This is a genomic window from bacterium (assembly GCA_019637795.1).
In the GTDB taxonomy this organism is placed as follows: Bacteria; Desulfobacterota; Binatia; order HRBIN30; family CADEER01; genus JAHBUY01.
Genome location: JAHBUY010000002.1, coordinates 836,082 through 850,994, shown reverse-complemented (window position 1 = coordinate 850,994; position 14,913 = coordinate 836,082). Strand labels below are relative to the sequence as shown.

Here is a 14,913-nt window from a genome sequence, read left to right as displayed (position 1 = left end):
GATGGTCGCTTTTCTGCCCTAACCGACTCGTCGCCCCATGCTCGCTCAGTACATCCCGGTGCTCATCACCTTCGCGCTGGCGCTGATCGTCGTCACCGTCATGGTGAACGTGAATCGCTTTCTCAGCCCGCGCAACAAGACCGCCACCAAGCTCGAGGCGTTCGAGTGCGGCAACGAGCCCAGCGGCTCGGCCTGGGGTCGGTTCTCGGTCAAGTTCTACCTGACCGCCATCCTGTTCATCGTCTTCGACGTCGAAGTGGTGTTCATGTACCCATACGCGGTCGTCTTCCGGCAGCTCGGCTGGGGCGGTTTCGCGGCGATGGCCATCTTCCTCTTCGTGGCGGTCATCGGCCTGCTCTACGAGTGGCGCAAGGGGGCGCTGCAGTGGGAATGAACGCCGACGAGATGGTGGCCAGCCTGCGCCAGACGTTCGGCGAGCGCGTCCGCGCCGCCGACGCGGCGCACGGCGAGGCGACGCTCGAGATCCACCGCGACGACGCCCTGGAGATATTCGGCGCCCTGCGCGACCGGCCGGAATTCGCGTTCAACTTCCTGATGGACGTCACCGCGGTCGACTACCTCGGCCAGTCGCCGCGCTTCGCGGTCGTCTACCACCTCTACTCGCTGCCGCAGAACCACCGCCTGCGGGTGAAGATCCGGGTCGTCGAGACCGACGCCTGGGTGCACTCGCTGACGCCGTTGTGGAAGCTGGCCAACTGGGCCGAGCGCGAGTGCTGGGACATGATGGGCATCCGCTTCGTCGGCCACCCGGATCCGCGCCGCATCCTGATGTACGAGGAGTTCGTCGGCCATCCCCTGCGCCGCGACTACCCGGTGAACAAACGCCAGCCGCTGGTGCCCGAACGCGATCCCATCGAAACGGGGTGGAAGTTCTGATGGCCGCCGTCGAGCAGCGCTTCTCGATCGAGGTCGACCCGTCGGAAGAGATCATGGACATCCAGATGGGCCCGGCCCATCCGGCGACCCATGGCACGATCAAGTTCAATCTCAAGCTCGACGGCGAGGTGATCCTCGCCTGCGACACCGAGGTCGGCTACCTGCACCGCGGCTTCGAGAAGATGATCGAGCAGGGGACCTGGACGCAGGCGATCCCCTACACCGACCGGCTCAACTACGTCTCGCCGCTGATCAACAACGTCGGCTTCATCCTCGGCGTCGAGCGCCTGTGCGGCATCGAGGTGCCGCCGCGCTGCCAGGTGATCCGCGTCATCATGAGCGAGATCTCGCGCATCTGCGATCACCTGACCTGCCTCGGCATGGGCGCCGCGGAGGCGGGGGCGCAGACCGTCGGCTTCCTCACCAACGAATCGCGCGAGTTCCTGTGGGACATCGTCGAGGCGGTGACCGGGGCGCGGCTGACGATCTCCTACACCCGCATCGGCGGCGTGACCCGCGACCTGCCGTTCGACATCAGGGAGCGCGTCGCCGCCGCCTTCACGAACCTGCGCGGCGTGCTCGACGACTGCGACAAGCTGCTGACCCGCAACCGCATCTTCTACGATCGCATGTCGGGCGTCGGCATCATCTCGGCCGAGGAGGCGATCAGCTACGGCGTCACCGGTCCGCTGCTGCGCGCCGCCGGCGTCGCCTACGACGTGCGCAAGGCGCAGCCCTACTCCGGTTACGAGCGCTTCGACTTCGAGATCCCGCTCGGCGCGACGGGCGACAACTACGACCGCTTCCTGGTGCGCGTGAACGAGATCGAGCAGAGCATGCGCATCGTCGAGCAGGGTCTGCGCGAGTTGCCGGACGGGCCGATCCGCATCGACGATCCGCGCTACGTGCTGCCGGAGAAGCACCGGGTCTACACCTCCATCGAGGGGCTGATGCACCACTTCAAGCTCATCATGGAGGGCGCCAAGGTGCCGGCGGGCGAGGTCTACCAGGCGGTCGAGGGCGGCAACGGCGAGCTCGGCTTCTACATCGTCAGCGACGGCAGCGGTCGTCCGTACCGCTGCCGCGTCCGCCCGCCGTGCTTCTACAGCATGGGCGCCCTGGGCGCGATGCTGAAGGGCCACATGGTCGCCGACATCATCACCACCTTCGGCATGGTCAACATGATCGGCGGCGAGTGCGACCGCTGACCAGACACAGGCTCAACGCGAGGACGCGGAGACGCGGAGGTTCGCAGAGAACGGATCTCTGGACTTTCCCCCTCCCCAGCTTCGCGTCTCGGTGTTGAAAGGCCCCAGTTCCCGCTCATGTCGTCCGTCGAGTTCTCCCCCGCCGCGAAAGCGAAGTTCGAGCAGTACCTGACGCGCTATCCGGTCAAGCGCGCGGCGATCATGCCGACGCTCTGGCTGGCGCAGCAGGAGTTCGGCTGGCTGAGCACCGAGACGCTCGCCTACGTCGCCCGCCTGCTCGAGCTGCCGCCGGCGTTCGTCGCCTCGGTCGCGTCGTTCTACACGATGTACTACAAGCGGCCGGTCGGAAAGCACCACGTCCAGGTGTGCACCAACCTGTCCTGCGCGCTGCGCGGCGCCGACGTCATCGTCGACTGCCTGCGCGAGCGGCTGGGCATCGCGTTGGGCGAAACCACCGCCGACGGCCGGTTCACCCTGAGCGAGGTCGAGTGCCTCGGCTCCTGCGGCACGGCGCCGATGATGCAGGTCGACGACGACTACTGGGAGAACCTGACCCCGGAGAGCACGCTGGCGCTGGTCGACCGCCTGGCGCGCGACTAGCGCCATCGGAACGCTGGCAGGGGGGATTCGCACCACATGGACGCGCTGCTCATCAACATCGGCATCTCGGGGATCCTGGCGCTCGTCGTCACCCTGAACGCGCTGCAGCTCGCCGGCCTGCTCGGCTGGGTGGAGCGCAAGGGCAGCGCCCTGATCCACGACCGCATCGGCGCCAACCGCGCCGCCATTCCGCTGCCGTTCGGCATTCGCTTCGCCGGCGCCGGCCTGATCAACACGCTGATGGCGGATCCGCTGAAGTTCCTCACCAAAGAGGACGTGATCCCGCGCGGCGCCGACCGCCTGCTGCACACCCTGGCGCCCTGCCTGGCGGTGTTTCCGGCGCTGGTCACCTTCGCGGTCATCCCCTTCGGCGACGTCCTGTACATCGGCGAGCGCGAGATCAACCTGCAGGTCGCGCCGCTCGACATCGGCATCCTCTACGTCCTCGCCATGGTGTCGCTCGGCGTCTACGGCGTCGTGCTCGGCGGCTGGGCCTCGAACAACCGCTGGTCGCTGCTCGGCGGCATCCGCGGCTCGGCCCAGATGATCTCCTACGAGCTCGCCATGGGCCTGGCGCTGGTGGCGATGATCATGACCTACGGCACCGTCGACCTGCAGGCCATGTGCCGCGCCCAGGGCGGGACCATCTTCGGCGTGCTGCCCAACTGGGGCATCTTCTACCAACCGCTCGCCTTCCTCATCTTCCTCTGCGCCGGCATCGCCGAGAGCAAGCGCGTCCCGTTCGACCTGCCGGAGAGCGAGTCGGAGCTGATCAGCGGCTACTTCACCGAATACTCGGGCATGAAGCACCTGATGTTCTTCATGACCGACTTCATCGAGGTGGTGATCGTCGCCTCGCTGGGCACGGTGCTGTTCTTCGGCGGCTGGCAGGTGCCGTTCCTCGAGCGCGACGGCTTCCACTTCGGTGAGACCATCGTCGCGCTGCCGTCGCTCGTCGTCACGCTGCTCGGCATTCTCTCGTACACCGTCAAGTCGCTGCTGCTCTGCTGGTTCCAGATCATGCTGCGCTGGACCCTGCCACGCTTCCGCTACGACCAGCTCATGCGCCTGGGCTGGATCGGCCTCATGCCGCTCGGCTTCCTCAACGCCATCGTCACCGCGCTGGTCGTGCTCGCCGCCGGATCGCACTGATGCCCGTCTGGTTGTTCTTCCCGCTCGCCTTCCTCGTCTGCGTCGCCGGGCTCGGCGTGGTGCTGAACCGCCACCCGGTGCGCAGCGCCATGTGCCTGGTGGCGACGTTGTTCCTGCTGGCGGTGTTCTTCATCTTCCTCGACGCGTCGTTCGTCGCCGCGCTGCAGGTGATCGTCTACGCCGGCGCGATCATGGTGGTGTTCCTGTTCGTCATCATGCTGCTCAACCTGAGCGACGACGAGCCGCAACGCCGCCGCCTCGGCTGGCAGACCGCCACCGTGCTCTCCGCCTCGCTGTTCGCCCTCGGTCTGCTCTACGTGCTGCGCAAGGGCGGGGCGCTGGTGCCGGGGCCCGGCATGGCGGCACCGCTGGCGCCCGGCTACGGCTCGATCGACTCGGTCGGCGTCAGCCTCTTCACCACCTACGTGCTGCCGTTCGAGATCACCGGCCTGCTGATGCTGGCCGCGGTGATCGGCGCGGTGGTCCTGGCCCGCAAGAAGATCGCATGACCGCCGCCGCCCCGATCAGCTACTACATCGCCCTCAGCGTCGTGCTGTTCAGCATCGGCGCCATCGGCGTCCTGCTGCGCCGCAATGCCATCGTCATCTTCATGTGCATCGAGCTGATGCTGAACGCCGCCAATCTGGCGTTCGTCGCCTTCGCCCGTCAGCAGCTCGCCGTCGACGGGCAGGTGATCGTCTTCTTCGTCATGACGGTCGCCGCCGCGGAAGCGGCGGTCGGCCTGGCGATCATCATCGCCGTCTTCCGACACCGCCAGACGGTCGACGCCGACGATCTGCGCCTGCTGCGCTGGTGAGACCGATGATGCCGACGATGGACGTCTCCTGGCTGCCGCTCATCCCCGGACTGGTCATCGCCGTGACGGCGATGGTGGTGCTGGTCGCCGACCTCTTCATGGAGGGACCCGACCGCGAGGGCCTCGGCTGGCTCGGCATGATCGGCCTCGGCATCGCCGGCATCGCCGCCGCCCTGCTCTGGTCGTCGAACGCCACCGGCTTCGGTGGCAGCTTCGTGCTCGATCGCTTCGCGGTCTTCTTCACCGTCGTGCTCTGCGTCATCGGCATCCTCACCCTGCTGATGTCGATGGACTACCTCGGCTCGATCCGCGTCGAGAGCGGCGAGTACTACGTCCAGTTCCTGCTCGCCGTGCTCGGGATGGTCGTCATGGCGCAGGCCAACGACCTGATCATTCTCTTCCTCGGCCTCGAGCTCATGTCGATCTCGGTCTACGTGCTGGCCGGCATCTGGCGTCCCGAGCTGCGCTCGTCGGAAGCGGCGCTCAAGTACTTCCTGCTCGGCGCCTTCGCCTCCGGCTTCCTGCTCTTCGGCATCGCCATGGCGTACGGCGCCTTCGGCACCGTGCTGCTCGATCCCATCGCCTCGCAGCTCCTGCATCTGTCGGCGGAGCAGCGGCCGCTGGCCCTCGCCGCGGTGGCGCTGCTGCTGATCGGCTTCGGGTTCAAGGTCGCGGCCGTCCCCTTCCACTCCTGGGCGCCCGACGTCTACGAGGGCGCCCCGACCTCGGTCACCGCCCTGATGGCCGTCGGCGTCAAGGCCGCCGCCTTCGCCGGCCTGGCCCGCGTCTTCCTGCACGCCCTCGGCCCGCTGTCGGTGGACTGGGCCGCCGTCGTCTGGCTGCTGGCGGTGCTGAGCATGACCATCGGCAACCTGGCGGCGATCGCCCAGCGCAACGTCAAGCGGATGCTCGCCTACTCCAGCATCGCCCACGCCGGCTACCTGCTGGTCGGCCTGACCGCCGCCGACACCCAGGGGGTCGGCGCCGTGCTGTTCGCGCTGATGGGCTACGCGATGATGACCCTCGGCGCCTTCGCCGTCGTCATCGCCGTCGGGCGCCGCGGCGAACCCAACGAGGAGATCGGCGACTACGCCGGGCTCGGCTTCCGCTACCCGTTCCTCGGCTTCTGCATGACCGTCTTCATGCTGTCGCTCGGCGGCATCCCGCTCTTCGCCGGCTTCACCAGCAAGTTCTTTCTCTTCAGCGCCGCCATCGAACGGGGCTACGTCTGGCTGGTGGTGATCGCGGCGCTGAACAGCGTCGTGTCGATCTACTACTACATGGCGGTGCTGGTGCAGATGTACATGGGCGAAGGCGGCCGCGAGGTGCAGGGCGTCGCCCAGCGCCCCTACCTGACCGCTACCCTGCTGGTGACCAGCGTCATGACCATCGCCCTCGGCATCTTCCCCGGCTGGCTGCTCCGCCTCGCCACCGAGGCGGTCAGATCGCTGAGCGCCTGACGCGCGCCGCGCCCACACCGGGCACTGGCGCGCCCCGCGCTTCTCACCGGGTCTCGGGCGGCAGCGTGACCTGGCGGGCGATGCGGGCTAGGATACGGCGGCCATGGACCCGAGCGCTGAAGCTCTCGCACGGGTAGCGCGCAAGCACGGCATCGTGCTTCTGCTCCGCTTCGGCTCGTCTGTCACCGGGCGGGTGCACGCCCGCAGCGACGTCGACCTGGCGGCGCTGGTCGAGCGCCTACCGGACACGCTGCACGGGCACGCGGCACTCCTCGCGGACCTGCAGGAGCTGTTTCCGGATCGCGACGTCGATCTCGCCTTCATCAACCGGGCCGACCCACTGTTTCTCAAGCAGATCACCGAGGCGTGCCACCTGTTGTATGGCTCCCCGCAGGCGTTGCAACGCCTGCGCATCTACGCCTTCAAGCGGTATCAGGATCACCGCCGCTACCTGGCAATGGAGCGCCGCTACGTGGAGCGGGTGTTGGCGGGCGCGCCATGACCGATGCCGAGCTGGTGACGCGAAAGATGGTGCTGATTGCCGCTGATCTCGAGCCGCTGGCGGCGCTCGCGGCACGGGCGATCAGCGACTATCTCGCCAGCGCGACCGATGAGGTGCTGGCCGAACGCTACCTCGAACGCATCGTCGGTCGGATGATCGACATCAACTACCACCTCGTCACCGAATCCGGCCTGCCGCCGCCGCGCGACTATTTCGATTCGTTCACCCAGCTCGCGAAGATCGGCGTGCTGCCCGCACCATTCGCCAAGCAGATCGCCGCCAGCGCCGGACTGCGCAATCGGCTCGTGCACGAGTACGATGAAATCGATCCGACCCTGGTCTACGAAGGCCTGCGGGCCGCCGTGCGTGACGTCCCGCAGTACCTGCGCCACGTCCAACGATTCCTCCGCCCAACGGCGACGCCGTGACCAGCGCGCCCGGCGCAGCAGGATCATGGCGGCACCAGGGCGGCGCGCGGCCGCCGTTTGCGAACCGGCGCGGGAGCGTCGTAGGCAGCGCGGGTGACCGAGGATCCCTGGGCGCGGTTCAGCCGCCGACTCGGCGCGCTGGCGGCGCGAATCGCCGCTGACGACTTTCCCGCCGATGCGCGCGGCCGGGCGGAGGGCCACCGCCACCTCGCCCGTCTGACGGCGTTCGCGCTGCAGTGGTTCGTCGACTTCGGCGATCCGCATCATCCCGCCTTCCTGCGCTTCGACGACGACGTCCTGAAGTGGGGCGGGCCGAACGCCGACAACACCTACCTGCGCGCCCGCGTCGATCCCGGCGAGAGCTACCGCGTCTGGGCGAACGTGCGCGGCGTGCGCGCGCTCATCGTCTCGACCGCCGAGGGCGACCTGCAGATGGGCGCGACACGGGTGTTCGCCGAACGCAGCCTGGAGGCACTAACGGTCGACGCCGACGGGTACCTCGAGATCGCCCTGTCGCCCACGCCGCGGCCGGGCAACTGGATCCCGCTGGTGCCCGGCGTCGAGCACGTGCTGATCCGACAGTACGTCAGCGACTGGGAGGCCGACGTCTCCGTGCCCTTCCACATCGAACGGGTCGGCCACGAGGGCGAGGCGCCACCGGCGCTCTCCCCCGAGGCCATCGCCGCGGCGCTGGAGCGCGCCGCCACCTGGGTCGAGCGGACGGTGGTCCACTGGAACGCCTACCTGGCGGCGCGGCTGCGCGAGCTCGAGCCCAATGTCATGGGCGCGCCGCGGCGGGTCCCGGGCGGCGCCGCCGACATCCTCTATGGCGCCGGCGCGTGGCACCTGGCCGACGACGAGGCGCTGGTCATCCGCTGCACGCCGCCGCGCGCCCGCTACTGGTCGATCCAGCTCTACAGCCCGCACTGGTTCGAATCCCTCGACATCGCCAACCGCAGCAACAGCTTCACCGGCCACACCGCGCACGTCGACGAGGACGGGGACGTGCGCTTCGTGCTCGCGGCGCACGACCCCGGCTCGCCGAACTGGCTGGACACGGAGGGCCGGCCTTTCGGCCTCGTCTCGTACCGCTGGGTGTGGACCGAGACGGCGCCCGTCCCCGTCGCCGCGCGCCTCCCCCTCGCCGCCGTCGCCACCCACCTGCCCGCCGCGCACCCACGCCTCGACGCCCGCGCCCGCGTCGAGCAGATCCGCCGCCGCCGCGCGGCGCTCACCCGCCGCTTCCGCCGATGAGCTGGTCGCCGCCCCCGCCGCCCCAATGGCTGGCACGGATGAACGCGCTGGCGGCCGGCGTCGGCGGCGCGCAACGCCTGATCCGACTCGACACCGACGAGTTGATCGCCGAGGCGATCGCCGCCACCGGCCTCGACGACTTCGGGCCCGATGAGTTCCGCACGCCGTTGCGCGTGCTGCTCGAGGCGGCCGACCGCGAGGCCGCGCTGACCGTCGCGGGACGGCTGCTCACCCGCGCCGAGGTGCTGCGCCTGCTGCAGAACCGCCTGCGCCTGGTCGCCTGGCAGCGCACCGACCCGACCGCCGCGGCGGCGCCGGTGACGGCGCCGATCGTCATCGTCGGAACGGCCCGCTCGGGCACCTCGATCCTGCACGAGCTGCTCGCCTGCGACCCCGACCACCGCACGCCGGCAACCTGGGAAGTGATGTTCTCCACCCCGCCGCCGACGGCGGCGACCGCCGCCACGGACCCGCGCATCGCCGTCGCCGACGCCGAGGTGACGTGGTGGCACGACCTGGCGCCCGCCTATGTCGCCATGCACGAGAACGCGGCCGTCCATCCGCAGGAGTGCATCTTCCTGATGGCGCACGCGTTCCAGTCGAACCACTTCTCCGGCGCGCTCGACGTGCCGTCCTACAGCCGCTGGATGGCGACGCACGACATCGGTCCCGCCTACCGCATCCACCGCGCCATCCTGCAGTGCCTGCAGGCGCGCCATCGCCGGGCGCGTTGGGTGCTGAAGGCGCCGAGCCATCTCGGCACGCTGGCGGCGCTGTTCGCGGTCTATCCCGACGCCCGGATCGTCCTCACCCATCGCGACCCTCGCCAGACGCTGCCGTCGACGATCAGCCTGCTGGCGACGCTGCGGGCGATGCGCAGCGACCGCGTCGACGTCGCCGCCATCGCCGCCGCGACGGCCGCCGGCGTCGCCGGCCTGCTCGAGCGCATGATCGCCATGCGCGCCGACGGTCGCCTACCCGACGCGCAGTTCGTCGACGTCGCCTATGCCGACCTCATGGCGCGACCGCTCGACACCCTGGCGGCGCTGTACGCGCGGCTCGGCCTGGCGCTCGCCGCCGACACCCGCCAGCGCATGGCGGCGCACCTCGCCGCCAAGCCGCGGGGAAAGCACGGCGCCCATCGCTACGCGCTCGCCGACTTCGGCTTCACCGCCGACGCGGTGGCGCGTCTGTACGCGGCCTACCTCGATCGCTTCCAGGTCGCGCCCGAGCGGTGAGCCCGCGCTCGCCCGCCGGGTCCTCCCGCTCGCGTCACGCGCGGACGCTGCCGGGAAGGCCGGCGCCGCGCTCCATGGCGGCGACGATGCTGCGCGCGGCGGCCGCGGGATCGGCCGCGTCGCGGATCGGGCTGCCGACGACCAGGTAATTGGCGCCGGCGCGGATCGCCTCCTCCGGCGTCAGCACCCGCTTCTGGTCGTCCATCGACCCCTTCGGCGGGCGGATGCCGGGGGTGACGATGAGGAAGCGGCGGCCGCACTCCTTGCGGATGCGCGCCACCTCGTGGGCCGACGCGACGACGCCGTCCATGCCGGCCTCGCGCGCCAGCCTGGCCAGGCGCACCACCTGGCTCTCGACGCCGCTGCGGAAGCCGACCTTCTTCAGGTCGTCCTGGTTGAGACTGGTGAGCACCGTCACCGCCAGCAGCTTCGGCCGCACCAGGTGCTCGGTGCGCGACACCTTGTTCACCTCGGCGATGGTCTGCCGCATCATCGCCACGCTGCCGGAGGCGTGCAGATCGAACATGCGCACGCCCAGGCGCGTCGCCTCGGCGCCCGCCTTGGCGACGGTGCGCGGAATGTCGTGGAACTTCAGATCGAGGAACACCTCGCCGCCGCGCTCCTTGATCTGGCGGATGATCTCCGGTCCGGCGTGCAGGAAGAGCTGCTTGCCCACCTTGAACAGGCCGACCTCGTCCTTGAGCAGATCGACCAGCGCGATCGCCTCGGGCGTGGAGGCGACGTCGAGCGCGAAGATCAGGCGCGCCCGCATCTGGCCAGGCGGCGGGCCGAGGATCGAGAAGACGCTCATCCGTGCTGGTCCCCGCGCGCCAGGGCGGCGAGCCGCCCGACGGCATCGTGCAGCGGCATCTCCTCCGCCTGGGCGGCGCGCCGCGGCTTGAATTCGACCGCGCCGCGCGCCAGCGCCTTGGGGCCGATGGTCACGCGGTAGGGAATGCCGATCAGGTCGGCGTCCTTGAACTTCACGCCCGGACGCTCCTCGCGATCGTCGTACAGCACCTCGACGCCGGCCTCGTGCAGATCGCGGTACAGCGTCTCCGCCGCCTGCCGCTGCGCGTCTTCCTTCGGGTTCACCGCGATGAGGTGGACGTGCGCCGGCGCGATCGCCAGCGGCCAGATGATGCCGTGCTCGTCGTGGTGCTGCTCGATCGCCGCCGCCACCGTGCGGGTGATGCCGATGCCGTAACAGCCCATCTCCATCACCTGCTCGGCGCCGTTGGCGTCGAGATAGGTCGCGCCCATCGCCCGCGAGTACTTGGTGCCGAGGTAGAAGACCTGGCCGACCTCGATGCCGCGGTGCCCCTCGTAGACGCCGTCGGGACAGCGCGCACAGGGATCGCCCGGCTGGGCGAAGCGCAGGTCGGCGAATGCCAGGTCGGGGAGATCGCGCTCCTGGGCGACGTCGACCAGATGCCGGTCGGTCTGGTTCGCGCCCGCCACCGCGCCGGCGATGCCGCGCAGCGCCTGATCGGCGATGATGCGCGCCTTCAGTCCCACCGGACCGGCGAAACCGACGGCGGCGCCGGTCGTCTTCTCCACCGTCGCGGCGTCCGCCATCGTCAATGTCGACGCGCCCAGGGCGCGCAGGAGCTTCGCTTCGCTCAGCGTGTGGTCGCCGCGCACCAGCGCCGCCACCGTCTCGCCGGCGTCGGTGGTGACCAGCAGCGTCTTGACGAAGCGGTCGGGCGGCACGCCGAGGAAGGCGCTGACCTCCTCCACCGTCCGCTGCCCCGGCGTCGCCACCGCGGCCATCGGCTTGAGCGGCGCCGCGTGCGCCGGCGGCGGCACCGCGGGAATGCCGGCCTGCTCGACGTTGGCGGCGTAGCCGCAGCGCGCGCAGCTCACCAGCGCGTCCTCGCCCGATTCGGCGAGGACGTGGAACTCGTGCGACATGCTGCCGCCGATGGCGCCGGTCGCCGCCTCGACGGGGCGGAAGGTGAGGCCGCAGCGGCTGAAGATGCGGTGATAGGCCTCCGACATGACGCGGTACTCGCGCTCGCAGTCGGCGTAGTCGACGTGGAAGGAGTAGGCGTCCTTCATGATGAACTCGCGCCCGCGCATGAGACCGAAGCGCGGCCGGATCTCGTCCCGGAACTTCGACTGGATCTGGTACAGGTTCAGCGGCAGGTCGCGGTACGAGCGCACCTCGCGACGGACGATGTCGGTGACCACTTCCTCGTGCGTCGGCCCGTAGCAGAAGTCGCGATCGTTGCGATCGCGGATGCGCAGCAGCTCCTTGCCGTAGTGCTCCCAGCGCCCGGTCTCCTGCCAGAGCTCGGCCGGGCAGATGGTCGGCATCAGGATCTCCTGCGCCCCGGCCCGATTCATCTCCTCGCGCACGATGCGCTCGACCTTGCGCACGACGCGCAGGCCGAGGGGCAGGACGTCGTAGATGCCGCGCGCCACCTGCCGCAGCATGCCGGCGCGCACCATCAGCTTGTGGCTCGCCACCTCGGCGTCGGCGGGATTTTCCTTCAGCGTCGGGATCAGCGAGCGTGAGTAGCGCATGGATTCGGCGGACCTTATCAACCGGCCGCCAGCGATGGTAGTCGTCCGCGCTCCCGCCTCCGTCTGGAGGCGGGTCCAACCTTGATGAGACAGAAAACTCCTCACCACGGAGGCACGGAGACACGGAGGGCTCGGTGCCACAGCGAAGGCAGCGGGGCCTCTTCTCACTCCATTTCTAATGAACTTTGGGAGGACCCTGGGCGGGCTTCGAGATCAGTACTCTCCGTGTCTCCGTGCCTCCGTGGTGAAAGTCCTTTGTCGCATCAAGGCCAACCCGACTGCGGTGCACCGGCCTTTCAGGACACCGTGGCGATCAGCTCGCCGAGCTTCTCCAGGCCCGCCGTGACGCCGTCGGGATCGAAGGCCGGCGGCGGGACCATGAAGCGGGCGACGCCGAGGTCGGCCAGGCGCCTGCCGCCGTCGACGTCCGGAACGGCGCGACCGGAGGTGATCTCGATGGCCGCCGGATCGCGGCCGACCTTCTCGCACTCCTCGCGCATGATGCCGAGCAGCCAGACGAGCTTCTCCTCGTCGGTGACGCCGGGGAAGAAGCCGTCGCCGTAGCGGGCGGCGCGCCGCGCCGCCATCTCGGTGTGGCCGCCGACGATGATCGGGATGCCGGGCTTCTGCACCGGCTTCGGGTTCATCTCCAGCGCCTCCCAGCGGAAGAACCTGCCGCGGAACGGCTCCGGCGCGTCCTTCCACAGCGAGCGCATGGCGCGCACCGACTCGGCCGTGCGCGCCGCGCGCTCGGCGAACGGGATGCCGAGGGCGTCGAACTCCTCCTGCAGCCAGCCAATGCCGATGCCGAGCATCAGGCGGCCGTTGCACAGCACGTCGAGGGTCGCCGTCTCCTTGGCGACGTAGATCGGGTGGCGCTGCGGCAGGATGAGGATGCCGGTGGCGAGACGCAGCGTCGTCGTCACCGCCGCGGCATAGGCGAGCGCGATCAGCGGATCGGGCATCGGTATCTGATCCGGGGCCGGGATCCTGCCCGAGGGATCGTACGGGTAGGTGGACTGGTAGCCGACGGGGATGACCACGTGCTCGATCGTCCACATCGACTCGACCCCGACCCGCTCCGCCGTCTGCGCCAGGTGCGTGAGCATCTGCGGATAGGCGAACGGGCCGGCGTTGGCGTACATCACTCCGAATTTCATGCCGCCCCCTTAGTACGGACGGGCGGCGGGCGTCGACCGCGGACGCCCGGCGGGGGCGCCCGCGTCCGGCGACGGGCGGCACGCCGGCGATGACGGGGGAACGTCATTGCCACCGAGCGCCGGCTACGACAGCGCGGCCTGGATGCCGCGCAGCGCCTGCTCCTCGGCGCCGGAGATCTTGCTGCCGAAGCCGAGCATGCCGCCCGAGGCGCGGGCCACGGCGCGCGCCTCGTCGAGCAATTCGCGCCGCCACCCGTCGCGACGCGGCGGGTCGACGGTGCTGGCCCGCGCGGCGACGAAGGCCCGCCAGGTTTCCACCAGCGCGTCGCTCGGCCGGTGCGCCAACCAGGTCTCGAACAGGGCCAGGCCGTCCGCTGCCAGGCCGTGCCGCGCCGCCGCCGCCAGCGCGGCATCGCGTTCGGCGGGGTCGACCTGCCCGTCGGCCCACGCCACCTCCGCCAGGGGTAGCAGGATGAACCCGTCGACCGACCGCTCGTTGACGCCCTGCGCCAGCAGGGCGTCGAGAATCCACGCGTCGCTGACTCCGGTCGCCTCCGCCAGGGCGCGGCGGCGCGCCTCGCGTTCGGCGCGGCCGCGCAGGCCGGCGCGCAGCTCCTCCTCGCGCTTGGCGAAATAGGATTCCTCGTTCGCCTTGCGCCGATCGCCAAACAGCTCGTCGTTCATCTGGTCCTCCTTCGTCGCTGGGGATGCTCCAGCCGTAGGCGGCGATGCCGAGCGGGTCGAATAGAAAATTCGCCGCCGGTCGGATCGAGATTCCGGAAGGGGACGATCGCGCTCCCGAGCCGTGATCCCGCCCGGGCACGGGGTGCCGCGTGCAACGGCCGCGGCGCCCGTGCTAGCGGCTGGCAGATGGCGACAGATGCGCTCTTCGTTCGCGACGGCAGCCAGTTCACCCCGTCGGAGTTGGCGCGCGGTCCGTGGACGCCGGAGGCGCAGCACGGCGGGGCGCCGGCGGCGCTGCTCGCCGTGCTCGCGGAGGAGGCCGACGGTGGCGCCGGCATGCAGGTGGCGCGGCTGACCATCGAGTTGCTGCGGCCCGTGCCGATCGCGCCGCTGACGGCGCGGACGCGCGTGCTGCGGCCGGGCCGCAAGGTGCAACTGGTCGAGGCGTCGCTGTGGCGCGGGGACACCGAGGTCGCGCGCTGCACCGCGCTGCGCCTGCGGCGCGCCGACGTCGCGCTGCCCGCCGGCCTGCCGCGGATCGCCGCGCCATCGCCGCCCGACGGCGGCCGCGACAGCCTGCCGCCGTGGAGCGACTCGCTGTCGTACCGCGGCTTCCACAACGCCGCCGTCGAGCACCGCTTCGTCCGCGGCAGCTTCGACGAACCGGGTCCGGCGGTCGACTGGATCCGCCTGCGGGTGCCGGTGCTGCACGGCGAGCCGACCTCGCCGCTCAGCCGCGTCGCCGCCGCCGCCGACTTCGGCAACGGCATCAGTTGGATCCTGCACCGCGCCGACGGCTACAGCTTCATCAACCCCGACCTGACGATCTACCTGCACCGCTATCCGGAGGCGGAGTGGATCTGCCTCGACGCCGTGACCTACCCGCAACCGACCGGCATCGGCCTGGCGGAGAGCTGGCTCTTCGACCAGCGGGGCCCGATCGGCCGCGCCGCCCAGAGCCTGCTGATCGAGCGCGCGTAGGCG

General features: G+C 70.1%; 17 protein-coding genes. 13 read left to right on the top strand and 4 right to left on the bottom strand.

What is annotated here, in order from left to right; all coding sequences use genetic code 11:
• Positions 1-37 precede the first annotated feature (37 nt).
• From KF840_08985 to KF840_08930, 12 genes are all read left to right on the top strand, one after another.
• Complete coding sequence (locus KF840_08985) at positions 38-394, top strand: NADH-quinone oxidoreductase subunit A (GenBank protein ID MBX3025030.1); 357 nt, start codon at positions 38-40, stop codon at positions 392-394.
• A gap of 11 nt (positions 395-405) precedes the next feature.
• Complete coding sequence (locus KF840_08980) at positions 406-897, top strand: NADH-quinone oxidoreductase subunit C (GenBank protein MBX3025029.1); 492 nt, start codon at positions 406-408, stop codon at positions 895-897.
• Positions 897-2,105 (top strand): NADH-quinone oxidoreductase subunit D, encoded by a 1,209-nt coding sequence (locus KF840_08975; protein ID MBX3025028.1) that lies wholly within the window; start codon positions 897-899, stop codon positions 2,103-2,105. The genes KF840_08980 and KF840_08975 overlap by 1 nt, the downstream gene beginning before the upstream one ends.
• 117 nt (positions 2,106-2,222) lie before the next feature.
• Positions 2,223-2,705, top strand: a complete 483-nt coding sequence (gene nuoE / locus KF840_08970) for an NADH-quinone oxidoreductase subunit NuoE (protein MBX3025027.1) — start codon at positions 2,223-2,225, stop codon at positions 2,703-2,705.
• 36 nt (positions 2,706-2,741) lie between these two features.
• Positions 2,742-3,857 carry an NADH-quinone oxidoreductase subunit H gene (locus KF840_08965; protein MBX3025026.1) on the top strand — a complete coding sequence of 372 codons (1,116 nt, stop codon included), beginning with the start codon at positions 2,742-2,744 and terminating at the stop codon, positions 3,855-3,857.
• Positions 3,857-4,366, top strand: coding sequence for an NADH-quinone oxidoreductase subunit J (locus tag KF840_08960; GenBank protein ID MBX3025025.1), 510 nt, complete (start codon positions 3,857-3,859; stop codon positions 4,364-4,366). The genes KF840_08965 and KF840_08960 overlap by 1 nt, the downstream gene beginning before the upstream one ends.
• Positions 4,363-4,674 carry an NADH-quinone oxidoreductase subunit NuoK gene (gene nuoK / locus KF840_08955; GenBank protein MBX3025024.1) on the top strand — a complete coding sequence of 104 codons (312 nt, stop codon included), beginning with the start codon at positions 4,363-4,365 and terminating at the stop codon, positions 4,672-4,674. The genes KF840_08960 and nuoK overlap by 4 nt, the downstream gene beginning before the upstream one ends.
• Positions 4,671-6,134 (top strand): NADH-quinone oxidoreductase subunit N, encoded by a 1,464-nt coding sequence (locus tag KF840_08950; GenBank protein ID MBX3025023.1) that lies wholly within the window; start codon positions 4,671-4,673, stop codon positions 6,132-6,134. The genes nuoK and KF840_08950 overlap by 4 nt, the downstream gene beginning before the upstream one ends.
• Before the next feature lie 154 nt (positions 6,135-6,288).
• Positions 6,289-6,636, top strand: coding sequence for a hypothetical protein (locus tag KF840_08945; protein ID MBX3025022.1), 348 nt, complete (start codon positions 6,289-6,291; stop codon positions 6,634-6,636).
• On the top strand, positions 6,633-7,064 hold the full coding sequence (locus tag KF840_08940) for a DUF86 domain-containing protein (protein ID MBX3025021.1): 432 nt from the start codon (positions 6,633-6,635) through the stop codon (positions 7,062-7,064). The genes KF840_08945 and KF840_08940 overlap by 4 nt, the downstream gene beginning before the upstream one ends.
• A gap of 93 nt (positions 7,065-7,157) precedes the next feature.
• Positions 7,158-8,318, top strand: coding sequence for a DUF1214 domain-containing protein (locus tag KF840_08935; protein ID MBX3025020.1), 1,161 nt, complete (start codon positions 7,158-7,160; stop codon positions 8,316-8,318).
• A 38-nt stretch (positions 8,319-8,356) separates the two neighbouring features.
• The gene (locus KF840_08930) at positions 8,357-9,556 is read left to right on the top strand and encodes a sulfotransferase (protein ID MBX3025019.1); all 1,200 of its coding nucleotides are present in this window, start codon (positions 8,357-8,359) and stop codon (positions 9,554-9,556) included.
• A gap of 34 nt (positions 9,557-9,590) precedes the next feature.
• Here the strand turns inward: KF840_08930 and pyrF are convergent, their stop codons facing one another.
• The 4 genes from pyrF to KF840_08910 all read right to left on the bottom strand — a co-directional run bounded on the left by pyrF (position 9,591) and on the right by KF840_08910 (position 13,929).
• Positions 9,591-10,328, bottom strand: coding sequence for an orotidine-5'-phosphate decarboxylase (gene pyrF, locus KF840_08925; protein ID MBX3025018.1), 738 nt, complete (start codon positions 10,326-10,328; stop codon positions 9,591-9,593).
• A 35-nt stretch (positions 10,329-10,363) separates the two neighbouring features.
• Positions 10,364-12,085 (bottom strand): proline--tRNA ligase, encoded by a 1,722-nt coding sequence (locus KF840_08920; GenBank protein ID MBX3025017.1) that lies wholly within the window; start codon positions 12,083-12,085, stop codon positions 10,364-10,366.
• 296 nt (positions 12,086-12,381) lie between these two features.
• Positions 12,382-13,245, bottom strand: a complete 864-nt coding sequence (locus KF840_08915) for an LLM class F420-dependent oxidoreductase (protein MBX3025016.1) — start codon at positions 13,243-13,245, stop codon at positions 12,382-12,384.
• 123 nt (positions 13,246-13,368) lie between these two features.
• Positions 13,369-13,929: a hypothetical protein gene (locus KF840_08910; GenBank protein ID MBX3025015.1), complete on the bottom strand. Its 561-nt coding sequence runs from the start codon at positions 13,927-13,929 to the stop codon at positions 13,369-13,371.
• Between the two features lie 186 nt (positions 13,930-14,115).
• Between KF840_08910 and KF840_08905 the strand changes: the two genes are divergently transcribed.
• Positions 14,116-14,910: a thioesterase family protein gene (locus tag KF840_08905; protein MBX3025014.1), complete on the top strand. Its 795-nt coding sequence runs from the start codon at positions 14,116-14,118 to the stop codon at positions 14,908-14,910.
• The last annotated feature ends 3 nt before the right edge of the window (positions 14,911-14,913 follow it).